This is a genomic window from Pseudomonadota bacterium, from assembly GCA_039193195.1.
Taxonomy (GTDB): domain Bacteria; phylum Pseudomonadota; class Gammaproteobacteria; order Steroidobacterales; family JBCBZW01; genus JBCBZW01.
Genome location: JBCCWS010000006.1, coordinates 127,514 through 146,026, shown reverse-complemented (window position 1 = coordinate 146,026; position 18,513 = coordinate 127,514). Strand labels below are relative to the sequence as shown.

At 61.4% G+C, this 18,513-nt stretch carries 5 protein-coding genes; 2 read left to right on the top strand and 3 right to left on the bottom strand.

Features of this window, described 5'->3' with window-relative positions:
• Nucleotides 1–28: 28 nt before the first annotated feature.
• Nucleotides 29–1,486: an NHL repeat-containing protein gene (locus AAGA68_08150; GenBank protein ID MEM9385021.1), complete on the bottom strand. Its 1,458-nt coding sequence runs from the start codon at nt 1,484–1,486 to the stop codon at nt 29–31.
• Nucleotides 1,487–3,076: 1,590 nt separating this feature from the next.
• On the opposite strand from AAGA68_08150, the gene AAGA68_08145 reads away from it, so the two are divergent.
• Entirely contained in the window at nt 3,077–9,613 is a 6,537-nt protein-coding gene (locus AAGA68_08145; protein MEM9385020.1) for an FG-GAP-like repeat-containing protein, read from the top strand.
• Between the two features lie 899 nt (nt 9,614–10,512).
• Here AAGA68_08145 and AAGA68_08140 read toward each other — a convergent pair.
• Both AAGA68_08140 and AAGA68_08135 read right to left on the bottom strand, forming a co-directional pair.
• The gene (locus tag AAGA68_08140) at nt 10,513–12,897 is read right to left on the bottom strand and encodes a TonB-dependent receptor (GenBank protein ID MEM9385019.1); all 2,385 of its coding nucleotides are present in this window, start codon (nt 12,895–12,897) and stop codon (nt 10,513–10,515) included.
• A 23-nt stretch (nt 12,898–12,920) separates the two neighbouring features.
• A complete protein-coding gene (locus AAGA68_08135) occupies nt 12,921–17,189 on the bottom strand; it encodes a putative Ig domain-containing protein (protein ID MEM9385018.1) in 4,269 nt (1,422 codons plus the stop codon).
• A 467-nt stretch (nt 17,190–17,656) separates the two neighbouring features.
• Between AAGA68_08135 and AAGA68_08130 the strand changes: the two genes are divergently transcribed.
• On the top strand, nt 17,657–18,490 hold the full coding sequence (locus AAGA68_08130) for an alpha/beta fold hydrolase (GenBank protein ID MEM9385017.1): 834 nt from the start codon (nt 17,657–17,659) through the stop codon (nt 18,488–18,490).
• The last annotated feature ends 23 nt before the right edge of the window (nt 18,491–18,513 follow it).

The window sequence follows — 18,513 nt, the reverse complement described above, 5'->3', positions numbered from 1 at the left end:
CGCCCGCTACGTTGTGCGGCCTAGCGGATCACTCCACCTGAACGGTCAGGATCGCCAGCGCGAGGTTGCCCGGTGCGATCGCGAGGCCCGCCGCTGCGCAATCCCAAGCACCGTCCAAGCCGAGGGCGCCGACCGCGGTGCCGCCCGTGGTCAAGTTACGGCAGGACAGCGATCCGCCGAGCACTCGGTCGGCGTCGCCCGCAAACACGGCGCCGTTGATGCGGCCGATGACGATGATCCGGACCTGCTGTCCAGACTCGACCTGCAAGCCAGCGCCCTCACAGTCGACGAGGTTGCCCGGCGAGGCGATCGACACCTGCTGCGGGTCCGTCTGGTTGATGCAGATCGCGCGGAACACGAAGGCACCCTCGACGGAAGTGGAGAGCACCTCCGCAGGCGGTGCGAGATCGATGCTAAAGACGTTGTTGGTGTTGCGGCCCGCGACGAACACGGTGCCGTCGTCTGCCACACCCACGCCGTAGCCCGTTTCCAGATCGTTGCCCTGGCCGTCGCCCGAGGCGTCGATGATCTCCGTGATCACGCCGGCCGGGGTGATCTCGAAGGCGTTGTCGCTGGCGAAGCCGGTTACGTACACGTTGCCATCGGCACTGACGGCCACGCCCTGCGTGTCTCGCAGGGTATTGCCGGCGCCATCGCCGCTGCCGTCGATGATCTCGGTGATCGCGCCGGCCGGGGTGATCTCGAACGCATTGTCGGAGAAGCCGACCACGTACACGTTGCCTGAAGCGCTCACGGCCACGGCACGCGGGCTCGTGAGGCCGTTGCCGGCACCGTCACCGCTGTCGTCGATGATCTCGGTGACGACGCCGGCGGGCGTGATCTCGAACACGTTGTTGCTGCCGCTACCCACCGCGTAGACGTTGCCCGAGGGGCCGACGGCCACGCCGTCTGCGCCGAGGAAGTCGTTCGTACCGTCGCCGCTCTCGTCGATGATCTCCGTGATCGTGCCGTCGGTGGCGATCTCGAACACGTTGTTGCTGGTTTGGCCGGACACGTACACGTTGCCGTCAGCGTCCGCGGCGATGCCACGCGGGGTGGTGAGCGGGTTGCCCAGGCCGTCGCCGTTGCCATCGATGATCTGCGTGATCACGCCGCCCGGGGTGATCCGGAACACGTTGTTGGTGTCGCGCCCGGCGGCGTAGACGTTGCCCTCACCGTCGACGGCCACGGCTTCCGGTGCCTCGAAGGCGTTGGTGCCGTCACCGCTCGCGTCGATCAGCTCGCTGATGACGCCGGCCGGCGTGACGCGGAAGGCGTTGTCGGAGTTTTGGCCGGGCACGTACACGTTGCCGTCGCCGTCGACCGCGATGACGCGCGGACGATCGAGGCCGTTGCCTGCGCCGTCGCCGCTCGCATCGATCACCTCGGTGATGGTCTGCCCATTCGCCGACGCGGCCAGCGTGAGCGCGCCCACGGTCAGCAGCGAAGCGAGTGATCGCTCAAACATACGTCCTGTATTGCTCATGTCGGTCCTCTGTTTGGCATGCTTGCCAGCGTTGAAGGGATCCAAGGGCCCCGGACGATAATGCACTGCATTCGCGTTTACAAACGCCGCCCTGGGCTCGCGTTGCACATCAATCAGTTTCGCGCTGGAAGCACCCGAAAAAGTCCGCCGAGCCTGGCCACCGCGCGCTCAGGCAGGCCGATCTGCAGGCGTAGGCAGCCCGGATGCCGCGCTCTCACCACTTGCGCTAGTTACGCAACACCCCCAAGGAACTGCGGGTGGGCCTTGAGGCGCCGAGAATTCGTACGCGAGCGACAGCTGAAGGTGCGGGACGGCGAAGCGTCTACGCATATCGTGGTCACCTCGGCCGCGTTGCGAGCTTGAGGCGAGCACTTAGGTGTCGTCCCGTACGTTGCGGACACTCGGTTGGGGGGGACTCCCCCAGGTGACCTGGGCCGCCGCATCGATTTGCGTCCAACAGTTAATGTGCCGGGATTCTCGATTGACTGAAACGATGCTCATGGCGTGCGCGTGCGGCGAAACGCCGCTGCACCCGAGCTCTTGGCTCCGGGTGTAGGAGCATGAGCTGAAGCGAAATACCGCACTCCACCGCGATCACGATTCGGAGGTGGTTGGTGAGAAGACGTCTCGATTTTGCAACAACGCACGCGCTTCGTCTTTGGCGTACTTCCCATCGTAGGCTAAAGGCTTCAGCCTCCTGGCACCCCCACCGCCAGGAGCCGCGAAGATGCCAAGACGCAAGCCAGCCTACCCGAGCACCACGGCCGAGCGAGAATGCTACTGGCTACTGCACTGCAGAGCGCCGAGACCCAAGGCGCCACTCTGGCCGCCTACGCCGAGGCTGAGCGACTGAACGTCCGCCAGCTCTACGACTGGAAGCGTGTCCTCGGCGAATGTTGTCTACTCAAGCAGTTGCCCGGAGCCAAGCGCAAAGGCCGGAGCAGGTTCGTCGCGGTCACCTCACCCTCGCAGCCGACCCCAGCGCCTAGCGTCGCGTTAACGGTCAGGCTCGCCCATGCCGCTGACCTACAGTGCCACCGACCCCTCGATCCTCAGCAGCTCAGCGCGCTACTCAAGACCCTCGGAACGAACTCATGAGGCCGCGGCCTGACGGTGCTGGATGGTCCCCGCGCCAGCCCCGACAAGTCGCCGTGGATAGGTGAGTTTTGTCGGATGGGATGATACACGGTGGCTGATCAATGGAGTCCGCAATCAAGGTTTTGAATAAGCTGATCGCTCCTCTCTTGCCAGCCGTCGGTTCTCGTTATTCGTGATTACGCCAATGTACACTCGGATCCCGAGGATGCAACGATCGATTCTTGGTCCGCGGGTACGCGGATACATCTATGGCTCGACGTGCTTACCCAGAGTATCGGACATAGGTCTGAGGTTTGTGCCCGCGGGATGGGCGTTCTCCATCCCGCTCGGCGATGGGAATTACTCGTCGGACGGAAGTCGGCACCGACGACCCACATCGGGAGCACAACGCAACACCCAACATAAATACGTACAATCCGCAGAGCTCTCTTCTTTCGGGCGATCGATATCGGTGCGAGGATGATTTAAGTGGCCTAATTGGGTGAGAAGGCAATGATGCGCAACGTCGACATGTCAACAAGAGCACCTTTCCCGGGTGTGGTGGTCTTTGTGCTGGCAGCTCTCTTTTGCAGTGTGGCAAACGCCGCTGACCGAGTCGGAGCTATAAGTGGAGACTTTTCCGTTGATGCAATCGGTAGCGCCACCTACAGTATTCCCATTCACGTAGTACCTGCATCAGGTGGGGTCCGACCTGATGTGGCGCTAACCTATTCGAGTGGAGCGACGCGTGGCTGGGCTGGCGAGGGCTGGGGGCTCTCTGGCTTCTCGTCGATCGAGAGATGCGCTCAAACGGTAGCGCAAGATCAGAACGTCACCGCCGTCGAAAATTCCGTGAACGACAGATTCTGCCTGGACGGAGTTCGTCTCGTTCTTGAATCCGGTGCCTACGGAGAGGACGGCTCAACTTATCGAACGGAGATCGATCAAGCTCTTCGCATAACGGCTCACCAAGTTGGTGCTCAAGCTCCTGCCTACTTTGAGTTGAGGTATGCAAACGGGAGTCGTGTGCTCTATGGCGAAACCGCGTCCTCGCGCATCGAGGTGCAAGGTGCCGGTGCATCTGGCCCGGTGAGAAGCTGGTTGATAGATAGGCTTATAGATCAATTCGGCAATCAAATACGATATCGGTACTCCGAGGACAATGCGTCTGGCGAAGTAACTCCTGCAAAGATCGAATGGGGCGAGAACGCAAGTGCGTCGCCTACGCCCGGGTTTCGCTATCGACTTCATTTCGTCTGGGAGGACCGCCCGTCATCAGACACTTGGGTCAGCTACCGTGCTGGCGCGAAGCACACCCTATCCAAGCGGTTGCGGTCGATTCGTAGCCAATACATCAACAACGGAAACCATCAGTTTATACGTATCTACAAGTTAAATTACGAGGCCGCGGTTGGAGGAGACTCGGGGCGCAGTCGTCTGGAGTCGATTCAGGAATGCAACGACTTTGGTGGTGTCTGTCTTCCGTTGACCCGCTTGGAGTGGCAACGCGGGAGCTATGGTTGGGATACTGTCGGCTCAATATCCGCCTCCACCTCCAACAGGACCGAAACGACCAGAGTAGGTGATGTCAACAACGATGGGCGGCAAGACATTCTTGTCGCGGGCGTTGGCGAGAACCCAACATGGAGTGTGCTTGTCGCGGGGGTTGACAACTTTCAGGAGATCAGTACACCCGTCAGTGCCGCGGCTGCAGATGACACCTATGTTATCGACTACAACGGCGATGGTGCTAGCGACATTTTGGTGCCCGACGGAACGTGGAAGGTTCACGTCGGCGACAATAGCGGAAATCTATCCAGTGGTTCCATCGATACGCTAGTCCCGGTCGAAGGTCTGACCTACGGTGTGCGTATCGCAGACTTCGACGGTGACGGACTAGACGATCTCTTGTACGGTCTCGAGGATGGCATCTATCTTAGGCGCCGGGATTCAACTGGGGCAGCTTCTTTCACAGCCTCTGAAGCCGTTGGTGCCCGGTTCTTTGTCGATGGTACCACCGCGTACTACTCGCATCTTCGTGATTCACGGCTCGTGGACTTCGATGGAGACGGGCGCAACGACCTCATCGTCCGCACCAACCCCGGTGTCCCTCAGTGGAATAGCGCACCGGGCGTGTACGACTGCACGGTAGAGCTCGACTGGACATCCGCCTCGGGCACTAGCTGGGACGTGCAACGGCAGCGACCTGCGGGTACCTGGAGTACAATTCTGGATGCTCACCCTTCGACGAGCTATGTAGATGAGCCGGGTGTTGGTGGGTTCAACTATCAGGTTCGCGCGAGGACCGGTGACGCTGTAAGTGACTGGAGTGCTCCTCTGGCCGTGGACACGGAGGTGGGCGGTTGCGGTGGCATCCCTGAAGCTCCGAGATCTCACGCAGCAGCTTTTGGACCTCAAGACCCTATCGATGGCAACTGGACGTTGCTGAGGTTTGATGAGGGGCCATCGGGAGGCCAGTTCGAAGGTATCGCCACGCTGTCGGACGTGGCTAATCCCCTTCCCATTGATCTCAACGGTGACGCACTCACCGATCTTGCGTATACCCGAGATGGCACTTGGCGTACGCGCCTAAGTAACGGTGTGAGCTTTCAGGAGGAAGTCGACTCCGGGTTCGCGAGCACGGGGGCTGGCAGCGCTTTCGTAGCTGACGTCAATCGAGATGGTAGACAGGATGTCGTCTTCTACCAGCAAGTAGGGGGAAGTATCGAATTCGTTGTTCTGCGATCAGACGGCGAAGGTTTGATCTCATCTACCGCTGAGCTACAGGTGTCCGTGGGCGATGCTGAGAGCTACGGAGATCCTGGTCGCGTACGCGTCCTGGATGGCAACGGTGATGGTTACCGCGACATCGCTCTGTACGATCCCGGTGTGTCGGGATGGAAGCTGCATGCGCACAACTCCGAACCGGCAGATTTGCTCACCCGCATTACTGATGGTTTCGCTGCACCTGGTACTGGCGGTGGCAATGAGATCCTGATTTCTTATGCATCCCTACCCGATGTCGCTGGCTATCAGGCGAATGGCGCAGAATTCCCGGTTCAGCGCAACTACTGCGGACCTGTTCGCGTCGTTACTGACGTGACGCGAAACGACGGCGTAGGTGGCCAGTATAGTCAGACCCACACCTATCTCGATGGCAAGATCAATAACCAAGGGCGAGGATTTCTCGGGTTTCGAGTCAGATCGATAACAGATACTCGAGACGTCCCGAGGGTCTTTCATGAGTACCGTCAGGATTTTCCGTTTATCGGGCTTCCCGAGCTCGTCCAGCATGAAAAGGTCATCGGTGGAATCGTCGAGAGCACTACGATCGCGTACGAAAGCAAGAGCCTGAGTCACTCGGAAGGCACGACACAGCTCATTTGGGCCAAGACGGAGTCCACCGAGCGATACGAGGTCGGTGGGCCCTACGACGGACAGAGGATCTCGACCACACGCACAGACATTCCCCTAGGTGGGATAAACACCGCCCCAGGTGGTTACGGAGAAGTTCTTCAACGTACCGTTACCGTCACCCCTGGGTGGGTCGGAGGAGACACTTTCGTTACCGATGTCCACGCCACGTACGAGACGCAAGGTCCAGACCCGTGTGTAATGCCGAAACGCGTTGCAGTCACGAGATCATCACCTCAGTCCATCGACACGCGGACGGTGGAGTCGGTCACGTTCGACTCCACGACCTGCACCGTCGTCGAGTTCCATGAGAACGTCGATCATGCTCCAGACTACAGTATCCGTAAGACAAAGATGCTTCGTGATGCCTTCGGTAATGTCGTTCAGCACGAGGTGTGGGGAGGTGATGGCGGTGTCAACTCCATCGGCCCGACGCGAACCACGCAAGTTGACTACGATGCGTACGGTCAGTTTCCGATCGCGACCAAAATCGATTCCGTTAGCCCTGGCGGCGCGAATCTTCAGCAGGCTTTCAGTTGGAACTACAACCTAGGTAAAGCGCACACGGTAACGGACTTTGGAGGGCTGCAGACACAGGCCATCTACGACACCTTCGGGCGCCTCACAGCGATGATATCCCCGGATGGTACCTACGTTGAGTCAGTTCTTGATTGGTGTGCTCACAACGACCCATATGCTTGCACGCAAGGTGGCGTTGCGGTGGCAACCACGACCCGACACTCCGGCCCGTACCCCGTTGGGCTGGGAGAAGCGGAACACACCGCTGTTGTCGATGTCCTCGGACGCCGCGTCGGGCACTACTCGAACCAGGCAGGAGCGATTCATCACTATCCTGGCGTGTCCTACCGTTATGATGACCGTGGAAATGTCGTGGCGCGATCTAGCCCGACTCGTAGCAACTTGGCACCCACGTACTGGACCACCTACGAGTACGACTTTCTCGGTCGTGTCGAGGAAGTACGTAGCCCCGTTGCTGAGGACGGGCGGGTCGCTACCACTGCTGTCGAGTACCTGCTCAATGAAGCGGTGATAACTAACCCGATTGGCGCCAAAAGAAAGGTCTCGCAGGATGCTCTAGGTCGCACGGTTGCAACCATCGATCCTGATCCAATTACCGGGGCTGCTACGACAAGTCCCACGCACTATCGGTATACACCATTTGATGAGCTCGAACGGGTTATCGGCCCCGCCGGTCACTCGACTGTGCGTACATTTGATGGCCTCGGCCGCATCACTAGTATCGATGACCCCAACTCAGGCCTATGGGTCTTTGACTACAACGTTTTCGACGAAGTCACTAGCCACACCACACCTAACAACGACACGACTACGTACCTCTACGATGGCGCAGGCCGCCTTGGCTTCCGACAAGGCCCTGACAACTGGACAGCCTGGGCTTACGTTGCCGCTGGGACGGCAAAAGGTAAGTTGCTGCAGATTCTGTACGAAACACGTACGGGGGGGGCGGTAGAGACCGAGACGTTTTCTTACGATCAGCTAGGAAGGCAACACAAGCACGCAAGCAACCTTCAGCAAGGGGCGAGCTTTACCTACAGCTACGATGAGTTGTCGCGCCTCAAGACCGTGACTTATCCACATCTCGCGGGGCCGACACCCTACGAAGTTACCTACGGATACGACTCCCGAGGGCGGGTAAGCACGGTTGACGATTCTGACGGTGATCGTGTGTTTCAAGCAGCGTCGTCATACCCCTACAGCCTAACCGGAGCTCTGAACAACTTCACCTTAGGTAATGGCATCGCCGTAAGCCACGGTTACGACGCGGCATCCGGTATACAGCGGGTATCCAGATCTACTGCTGCGGATGGCACGCTACTCCACCGTGATAAGGCTGTTTCGTGGGATAACAACCTCAACATCCTGGAGCGCAAAGACTCTCAGGATAATGACACCACCAACGTCCGCGATACGGCGACATATGACTTTATGGGACGAGTGTCATCTGTGAGCACCAAGCTAAACGGAGTGTCGCAAGGAACGGAATACTTCGACTACGATGCGCGCGGGAACATCACCTACAAGTCGTACGTTGGGAACTACCTATTCGAAGGCTCTCAGCCGGATCAGGTCACAACGATCTCTGGTGGCATCAGAGACATCACTTACGCATACACGGCGAATGGGAACGTCTGGCAGAAGACCGAAAGCACAATATTCGACCCCGTCACCCGAACCACGAACTTTGAGTGGACGAGCTTCGATCGGCCGAGTGAGATCGAGCGTGACGGGGATCGCGTTACGTATTCGTATAACTCGAGCCGAGAGCCGTTGGAGGTAATTTCAGAGACAGCGGAGGGGGAAACTCATTCGTTTTGGTATCACCCGAACGGACTCGCGGTGGGGCAAAGTCTTCCACTCCCTGACGCCGCCTACTACATAAAGGTGGAAGGGCAGGTGATTGGAGCCAAGCAAACCCTGTCGAACATCAAGAGCTACTACCATCGAGACACTTTGGGGAGCGTAGTCACGTACACGACTAGCGCGTCCGAGGGCGTATTCCGAGAAGTTCGGTACGACGCTTTCGGGAAGCGGCGCAATCTGGATGGCTTCCCAGATCATGATGACACGTGGCTCTACGATGCTGACGACTATCACCCTGGATATACCGGGCACCAACAGCGGGATCTAGTGGGGCTCACGCACATGAAAGCCCGCATGTATGACCCGATCACCGCTCGTTTCATGAGCGTGGATCCGGCGGTGCGAGACGTGTTTGATAGTCGCTCACGGAACGGCTACTCCTACGTGGAGAATAGCCCGCTAACCTATACCGATCCTACGGGAACGCTAACCAACCGAGATGACTACGACGATGTGTTTCGATTTCCATTCGTCTTTACGACCGGCTTCAGTTTTCGTTCTCTACCGTTTCGATCCATCGGTTTCGTTCAGGGCCCCGAGGTTCCTCAAGTCAGGCCTGCAAGTGCAACAGCGGCGTATCTTGCGAACCTTGACACCACGGAATTGGGGGGGATTCGTGGGTTCTCGGCAGGCAGCCAACAAGCGGCGGGTGCACGAGCTGCAGATCTTGCTGACCTTCGAGCACGAATTGATGACTTTACGCAAGACACACCTGCCGGCTTCTTCGCGTTTTTCGCGGGGAGAGTCCTGCAAGAGTTCTTCATCGTGCCGGCGGAAGAGGCGGCACAAGCTTACCGCGATGGAGAGATCGGCGAGGTGGCTTGGGCCGTAGGAGGCGGCTTCATCAAACCAATCCGACTACTCGACAAGATTGAGGACCGCATTCCTGGCAAGGGGGCGCCTGATGTGCCCGATGATACGGTCTCGGTGTTCCATGGAAGCATTAATGACGCCACCAAGATCAGGAATCAGGGCCTTGATCCCGCGCGCAAGCCGACTTTCGTGACCAGGGATCGCCGAGCTGCGGAGAGCGCCGTGGGGCCAAACCGTGTTGAGCAGGTGACAGACTCGGGGATCATTGAGTCCCGAATTCCACGGTCGGACTTCGTTCGTGTTCTTGAGCCTACAGAGCGAGCATTCCCGGGTTTCTTCCCAGACAGATTCGACAGCACTGAAATTGTATTGCGAACCGATGAAGCGATCGAGATCTTCAACAAGGGGATTATCAAGTGAAGTATCGAGAGTTTCTTGCCCAAATGGAGGCCCGCTTAAACGGGCTTTTGGAGATGAAGGAGGAGCAGCGCATTTCGCTTGACGAGCTCGCGTTTGCCTTAGATGACAGTGTTGAGTACTTCGTCGACACTTGTGTCATTCCAGGAGAGAGCGTATTCACCACAAGTGCGGCAGCAGACTGGGTGCTCGCGGCGCTATCGAAAGGCCCAAGCTGGGTCCATTGCAACCTATTCGTAAACGCTGACCGGGGACCCATCGTGTCGTTGCGATTCAGTGAAACTGAGGGTATCGAAAGCCCTGCGATAAACGTGAGTCTTGAAGGCAAGCAAGTGCGGACTCGGGGGTGACAGTGCAAGCGTTTCAGTAGGTGGGTTACTCCGGAGGCTTCGAAGCGAGTCCTCCGCAAGCGTGGTTTGCTCGAGCAGTCGCCAGGGCGCGAACGCAAGGGCCGGAGCAACTTCGTCGCGGTCAGCTCACCGTACGGCCCGAAGCAGCTAGGCTACGATGGGAAGTACGCCGAAGATAAAGTGCTTACGTTTCTCGCTGCTGGCACCGAAGCGCTGAAGCGCTAGCGCTCCCGCACCGTGGTGCCCGCGGTTAGGTTCCTGCATAACAGTGTCCGCCAGGTACTCGGTACTCAGTCGGGGTCGCCAGCGAACAACGCGACACAGCGCCGCTGGTGCGTCGGTGCGGCCGGTCATTGCTTAGGCGGATTGCTACGAGGAGTCGACCAGTCGACCCGCGTCCCGGCGCCTGCGCGCCTTCGAAGTCAACAATGAGTTTTCGAGGTCGAGCGCCCCGCAGGCGCCGAGCTGGCGGCGGGCTTGCGCGTGGCGCCTTCCGTACGTCGATGTGACCTCTGTCGCCGCGAGGGTCGGCCGGCGCAGCTTGGCTCACCGCTACCTGCGCTTTCGGAACACGTCTAGAGGACTGCGCGAGAACTCGTAGGCCAGCGACAAGGTGAAGGTGCGAGGCGCCGCCGTGTCGACGCGTATCGCGGTCACCTCGTCCGCCGGTGCGAACGATTGGGCAAGCAGATAGTTTTCGTCCGTCAGGTTACGGACATTGAACTGCAGTTTCCATGATCCCCACGTGTAGTACGCCGCCGCATCGATCTGCGTCCAGTCCTCGAAGGTGCCCCTGTTCTCGAAGGACTGAAACGCCTCGCTCTGGTAGAACAGACCGCCGCCGAGGCCCACGACGCCAGGACCGACGGGGACTTCATAGAAGGTGAACAGATTGATGTTGTGCTCACCTATCCCGGGCAGGCGGTTGCCGGCCTCGAACTCGGCGAACTCCCCCTGGCCGTCCTCGCTGAGCGTGTTGTCGATGTAGCTGTAGCCTGCGGTGATGCGCCACTGGTCGTTGAGGTTGCCCACGAGCTCAAGCTCGAAGCCTCGGCTGCGCACACCGCCGATGTTGTCCCAGAAGTCGAGGCCCGTCGTCTCGTCCTCCACCAGGAACGGCACGTCCTGCAGATCGACTTGGAACAGGGTGGCGGTGACGAGGAAGCGCCCGTCCGAGGGAATGTACTTGGCGCCGATCTCCCAGGCGTTGGAGACTTCCGGATCGACGGGCATGCCGTCTCGCCCCAGGAGGTTGGCGGCCGATGTGTAGCCCTCCGAGTAGCTGAGGTAGGTGGAAGCGCTATCGCCGATGTTGCGCACGAGGCCGCCGCGTACGCTCAGGTTCTCATCGTCGATGTCGTTGCTGATGTTCTCGAAGGCGCTGTACCTCGCGCCCAGCAGCAACTTCCAGCGGTCGTTCAGCTCGACCAGATCCACCAGGTTGACGCCGCGCTCCCGGGTCAGGCCTAGATCTTGGACGACGGCGTCGTCCTCGTTAAAGCTGAAGCTCACGTTCGGGGTCGCCTGAATGGCGCCGGGGGGGCGGGCCGCGTCGAGGGGATCGTTGAAGTACTCGCCGGTCCCCACATCGAAGATGACGTTGCGATCGGCGATGAAGGAGATCCGATCCGAGGCGAACTCCTCTTGCGTGAGGGACAGCAAGACGTTGTGGCGCGTGCCGCCCAGCGCGAAGTCAAAGGTGTTCTTGAGCCAGAACTGCTCGGCGGTGCCGGTTCCCAGGGACTGGCGGGGTTGCACGGTCACCCAGCCCTCGCGCGCTGAGCCGGGCGGACCGACCACGAAGAACGCGCCGTCGAAGCCTAGCTGCGGTGAGGAATCGAAGGTCAACTTCTCGGTCTTGGTGTTGTTGTACTGCAGGTCGAGGGTCCAGCTGTCGAGAATGTCGAAGCCAGCCAGTGCGTAGATGCGTTCCGACTCCGCCTCCGAGTTGCGGTTGAAGTTCGGGATGCCGAAGAACTGCGCGGGGGAGAGGCGCGAGCTGTAGGAGAAGCCATCGACGCTGTTGCCATCGAGCACCTGACCGCGATCCTGAGTGAACTTATCTTCGATGAACTCGTAGCCGACGAGCAGCTCGACGCGGTCGTTGCGCCAAGATAGGGAGGGGTTGACCAGCAGGCGCTTGCGAAACACCTCGTCGCGAAAGCTATCCGAATCCTCGTATGCGCCCACCAGGCGATAGGCGAACGACTCTCTGCCGGCGAGGGCGCCGGTGGTGTCGAACTCCAGGCGCTTGAAGTCGTTGCTGCCCCCTAGGATCTCGAGCTCCGTGTGGTACTCGGCCTGCGGCTTCTTGACGATGTAGTTGATGATGCCCCCGGGCTCGCCCTGGCCGTAAAGGAGGGCCGAGGGGCCCTTGAGCACGTCGATCCGCTCCAGGTTGGCCGTTTCCGTCGAGGGGATGTTGGAGGCGTTGAAAGCGTTGTTGATGCGTGCGCCGTCCTTGTAAATGGACTGCGAGGCATCGAAGCCGCGGATGGCGAAGCGCTCCTCGCCGCCGTTGCCCGTCTTGAACTTCGTCACGCCGGCCACGTTGCGCAGGGCGTCGTCGACGTCGTTGACCTGTTGGTCCTGGAGGATGTCCTGCGTCACCACGCTGATCGCCGCCGGCGTCTCCTTCAGGGAGAAGGCCAGGCCGATGGCGCTATTGGCGGCGTCGCTGCGATAGTCCCGTCGGAAGCCCGTGACCACGAGCTCTTCGGTGACCTCGTCGTTCGCTCGTGTTTCTTCGCTACGCTCGTCAGCCGCGGTGACCTCGCCATCAGGGTCGATGTCGCTTGGCGATGTCGAGCGTGCGGATTCCTGAGCGATGGCCACGGGCGAGGTGAGCACCACCGCGACGGGCAGCACGCCCATCGTGAGAAGCGTGAGGCAGGCGCTCCTGAGGAGAAGCTTGAGCGGATCCGTTGCCTGGTGCATCACGCCGACGCCTGGTCCCCTCATCAGCAATCCGGCAGGTCAGCGCCTGCCCGGAAGAAGCCGGAATGGATCAGTGCGGACTGCACCAGCCCTACACCGGCCACCGCGTAGCCGAGGAACGATCCGTGGAAGAGCACCCGGCAGCCCTCGACGGTCACCAGGCCATCCAGGAACCGGGGGTCGGTAGGCGCGCCGTCGAAGGAGTCGCGGGAGAAGCGGTTATAGGGGTTGAGTTGTAGGGGGAAACCATCTGGGGCGGCCGGGCTATTGAAGGTGTTGGCGGTGCCTACGAACGCGTACCTCGGCGCTTCGAGAGTGAGCTGACCGCCGGTGCCGGTCTGCGTGCCGATGTCGCTGTCGCCGCCGCCGTCCGCACGCACCCACAGCTGAGGATCGAACGCGTCGACCGGATTACCGGGGTTGATCGATTCGTCGTACGGGAAGCGAGCTTCCACGGTGACGAGCATGCCGTTGTCATCCACATCGATAAAGATCGACGTCGGGTTATCCGGATCGACCACGTAGTCCAAGGTCAGGGATTCGAAGCTCACCGAAAGCACCTCCTCGCCGGCCGACTCGACCTGTACCTCTAGGGTGCCGCTGAGGGGGAAAGTTCCCGTCCCGAAAGTCGAGATGACGTCGGCGCCAAACACCGCGGCTAACATCAAGTCTACGCTGCTTTCGGCCGCCTCGATTTCCAGCGTGAGGTCATCGATTCGGGTAGGCGGTAGTTCGACGGTAATCGAGAAGGACCCCAAGGCGTCGGTCAGGTCGCCGTCGCTGGCCGTGATGACGATGCCCGTGTACTCGCCTTCGTCCGCCGAGCTCGGCGTGCCGGACAGTGCGCCTGTATCGGTATCGAAGCTCGCCCAGGCGGGCTGTGCCTCGATGGTGAAGGTCAGCGGGTCCCCGTCGGGGTCCGTCGCGACCGGTTCGAACAGGTAGGCCTCACCGGCGACGACATCGGCAGGCGGCGTGCCGCTGATCTCGGGCGGTCGATTCGGCGGCGGCTCGACGGTGATCGAGAAGGGGGCGAGTGCGTCAGTCAGGTCGCCGTCGCTGACGGTGATGACAATGTCAGGGTAGGCGCCCTCGTCCGCCTCGTCGGGGGTGCCCGAGAGGGCGCCCGTGTTCGGGTCGAAGCTTGCCCAAGCGGGGCGATTCTCGATGCTGAAGGTCAGCTCATCGCCATCGGGATCAGAGGCCGCGGGCTCGAACAGGTAGACGTCGCCCGCCACCACCTGCAAGTCCGGATCACCGCTTATCTCGGGCGCCTGGTTCGGCGGCGGCTCGACGGTGATGGTGAACGGACCGAGCGAGTCGGTCAGGTCGCCGTCGCTCACGGTAATGACGATCGCGGGATAGGGGCCCGTGTCCGCCTCGCTCGGGGTCCCAGAGAGCTCCCCGGAGTCGGTATCGAAGGTCGCCCAGGACGGCGGGTTGGTGATGCTGAAACTCAGCTCGTCGTCGTCAGGGTCAGTTGCCTCTGGCTGGAACCGGTACTGCTCACCGGCGATGACCTGCAACGGCGGATCCCCGGTGATCTGCGGCGGATCGTTCGGGGGAGGTTCGACGGTAATGGAAAATGCGCCCAGCGCATCGACCAAGTCGCCGTCGCTGACGATGATGTCGATGCCGGTGAACTCGCCCTCGTCCGCGTCGCTCGGCGTGCCCGACAGCATGCCGGTTTCCGTGTCGAAAGCCGCCCAGGATGGCGGGTTGACGATGCTAAAGGTCAGGTCGTCCCCGTTTGGGTCCAAGGCGTCGGGCGCGAACCGGTACAGCTCGCCGACCACGACTCGCAAGGGCGGCGTCCCCATGATTTGCGGCGGGTCGTTTGGCGGCGGCTCCACGGTGATGGAGAAGGCACCCAACGAATCGGTCAGTTCTCCATCGCTGACGATGATGTCAATGCCGGAGTAGATCCCCTCATCCGCTTCAGTCGGCATGCCCGACAGCGTCCCGGCATCGACATCGAAGGATGCCCAGAGGGGACGGTTGACGACACTGAAGGTGAGGTTATCGCCGTCGGGATCCGAGGCCATCGGTTCGAACCGGTAGGGCTCGTTGGCGACCACTCGCGTCTGCGGACTGCCGCTGATCTGCGGGGGTTCGTTGGGCTGTTGCGCGACGGTAATGGAGAAGGCGGAAAGCGATGCGCTCAGCTCGCCGTCACTGACGCTGATAACGATGCCGCTGTCCACACCCTGGTCGGCCTCGCTGGGCGTGCCGGAGAGATTGCCCGTGACCGTGTCGAACACGGCCCAGTCGGGCCGGTTGACGATGCTGAAAGTCAGCTCGTCGCCATCAGGGTCGGTCGCCGTCGGTTCGAACAGATAGCGCTCACCGGCGATGACCTGAAGGGGCGGGTGTCCGGCGATCTCTGGCGGCTCGTTCGGCGGCGGCTCCTCCTCATCCTCTTCCGTTGGCTCGACGGTGATCGAGAACGGTCCCAAGGTGTCGGTGAGCTCGCCGTCGCTGACGATGATGACGATGCCGGCGTCCACGCCCTGGTCCGTCTCGCTCGGCGTGCCTGAGAGCACGCCAGTGGCGGTGTCGAAGGTGGCCCACGACGGCGGGCTGGCGATCGTGAAGGTCAGCTCGTCGCCATCGGGGTCGGACGCCGTCGGCTCGAATCGATAGGGCTCTGCGACGACCACCTGGGAAGGCGGCGTTCCGCTGATCTGCGGAGGCTCGTTCGGCGGCGCCTCGACGGTAATGGTGAACGGACCTAGGGAGTCAGCAAGCTCCCCGTCACTGACCGTGATTACGATGGCGGGAAAGGGGCCCTGGTCGGCTTCGCTCGGTGCGCCAGCGAGCACACCGGTGACCGCATCGAAATCCGCCCAGTTGGGCCGGTTGGTGATGCTGAAGGTTAGCTCGTCGCCATCGGGGTCGGACGCTGACGGTTCGAACACGTATGACTCGCCTGCAATGACCTGGGAGTCTGGAGTTCCAGCGATACTTGGCGGTGCGTTCGGTGGCGCCTCGACGGTGATGGAGAAGGGCCCGAGGGAGGCAGTCGCCTCGCCGTCGCTAACGGTGATCAATATGCCGGGAAAAGCGCCCTGGTCCGCCTCGCTCGGCGTGCCAGCGAGCGCACCGGAAGCGGTGTCGAAACTTGCCCATGCAGGCCGGTTGGTCACGCTGAAATTGAGGTCGTCGCCGTCCGGATCGATCGCTTCAGGTTCGAACCGATACAGCTCACCGGCGACCACCCGCGCCGGTGGATCCCCCGAAATCTCCGGTGGGTCGTTCGGTAGTGCCTCGACGGTGACAGAGAACGGTCCCAGTGAGTCGGTAAACTCGCCGTCGCTAACGATGATGAGGATGTTGGAAAAAACGCCCTGATCCGCTGCGCTTGGGGCCCCCGATAGCGTACCCGTGGCGCTGTCGAAGGCCGCCCAGGGTGGCGGGTTGACGATGCTGAAGGTCAGCAGATCGCCGTTGGGATCGGACGCGGTAGGCGTGAACGCGTAGAGATCTCCCGAGAAGACCTCCGCGCGAGGTGTCCCATCGATCATCGGCGGCTCGTTCGGCGGTGGTTCCGGAGGCGGGGGCTCTTCGACGGGACGTGGCTCGACCGTGATGGAGAACGGCCCGAGTGTATCGCTGAGCTGGCCGTCGCTCGCGGTGATAACAATGCCCGGGTACTCCCCTTGGTCTGCGTCGCTCGGCGTGCCCGACAGGATACCGTTGTTCGTGTTGAAAGCTGCCCATGGGGGAAGGGCGTCGATGCTGAAGCTGAGCCGGTCACCGTCAGGATCGGTCGCCAGCGGTTCGAACAGGTAGAGGTCGCCGGCGATCACCTGCATGGGCGGACTATTGGCGATCATCGGTGGTCCGTTCGTTGGCGGCGGCGGCTCTTGCTCGGGCGCCACCTCGACGGTAATCGAGAACGGCCCCAAGGACTCGGCGAGTTCCCCGTCGCTGACGGCGATGACGATACCTAGGTACTCGCCCGCATCCGCGTCGCTCGGCGTGCCGGATAGGGTGCCGGAGAAGGTGTCGAAGCTCGCCCAGATCGGCAGGCCATCGACGGTGAAGCTGAGGGCGTCGCCATCGGGGTCGGACGCGACGGGCTCGAATAGATAGGGATCTCCGGCGATGACCTCGGCAGTGGGATTGCCAGCGATCTCCGGTGCTGCGTTCGCCGGTGGCTCATCCACCACGGTCTCCCGCGCGGGCACCAGGCCCTGCAGTCCGCCCACGCCGTCGCTGCAGGCGGAGAGCCCGGCGGCGATCCCGAGGACGAAGGCGAGTCTGAGTACGAGGCACCTGAAGGTGTTCAATGCCCTACCTTGAACGGTCCCGACGGGAGATGTCCGTTCTATGTTTCGTGTCACCACGGAGAGCGCGCTGAGCAGCGCTGAGTGACCGCTTGTCATAAGTGGTGCGTCCAACCGCGGGACGCATGTGGCACATGTTCTCTTGAAGCGCGCGAGCCGGGCGCCGATTCGAGATGTATCTGCCCGGCATCCAGGCGGCGTGAATAGTAGTGAAAGTTATTCGCGTTGGCTATCTCAGGCGGGTGCGTTGCGGGTGACCGGTTTGGCTTCAACGACTTGTCGGCAGCCGATCGCCGGCGGTCGTCGACTGGGAGCAGTCTAGGCGGAGCGGGTCGGCAACTTTCGTGGGCCTCAGCGCGAAACTCTGAACGAGATTCGTTTACGCTTAGGCGCATAACGTCGGATCGCGGCCAGCACGGAGCCCCGCGGGCCGCTGATAACAAGCAACGGCACCACAGGGAAGAAACGCAGTGTCAGTCCCGAACGGGGATCCGATTCGTCATGCCTCGCGCGCGCCGTACGATGCCAGCCGATGGCTCTGGCGTCCCCGTCCCCGCCAAGACGCGCGATTCCGCCTGATCTGCTTCCCGTTCGCTGGCGGCGGCCCTCGCGTGTTCCAGGGGTGGGACCGATTCCTGGCGCCGGACGTCGAATTCATGGGAGTGCGCCTGCCTGCGCGCGACAGCCGCTTTGGCGAGGTTGCGATCGAGGATTGGGACGAGCTGGTCGAGCGCGTCGCATCCGCCCTCGCGCCGTCCCTCGATCGACCGTTCGCCCTCTACGGCCACAGCTTTGGCGCGCGCCTGGCGTTCCAGCTCGCTGAGCACGTTCAAGGAATGCCCAACAGCCAGCTACAGCTCTTGGCGTTATCCGGATGCTCACCGCGCCACCGCGGATTCTTCCAGCCGGGCTTGGGCGAGATGCCGAAGCCAGCCTTCTTCAGCCGGCTCGGCGAACTCGGCGGCATGCCGCCGGAGGCGCTCGAAGAGCCGGCCTTCCTGGCCTTGATCGAACCCGCCTTACGGGCCGACATCCGCCTATCCGAGGCCTGGCACGACCTGGCGGCGGACCGAGTCGACGTGCCAATCGTCGCCTTCGCCGGCACCCGGGACACGCTGGCACCCCCGCCCCAGATGCGGGAGTGGGCGGATGCTACGCGGCGAAATTTTGTCTTCCACGAGTTGCCCGGTGACCACTTCTTCGTGCGAGACCACGCGAGTGCTGTCCTCGCCGCGATCGACCATGACCTGCATCGCCAGCAGGCCGCACCTGCGCCGCCCTCGGTGGCACCGATTTCTAATTGACAACGATACTCATTCTCAGTTAG

What these genes read in the sequence shown, in the direction of transcription:
- AAGA68_08150 (MEM9385021.1), bottom strand. Translation starts at nt 1,486, where the DNA reads ATGAGCAATACAGGACGTATGTTTGAGCGATCACTCGCTTCGCTGCTG.
- AAGA68_08145 (MEM9385020.1), top strand. Translation starts at nt 3,077, where the DNA reads ATGATGCGCAACGTCGACATGTCAACAAGAGCACCTTTCCCGGGTGTG.
- AAGA68_08140 (MEM9385019.1), bottom strand. Translation starts at nt 12,897, where the DNA reads ATGCACCAGGCAACGGATCCGCTCAAGCTTCTCCTCAGGAGCGCCTGC.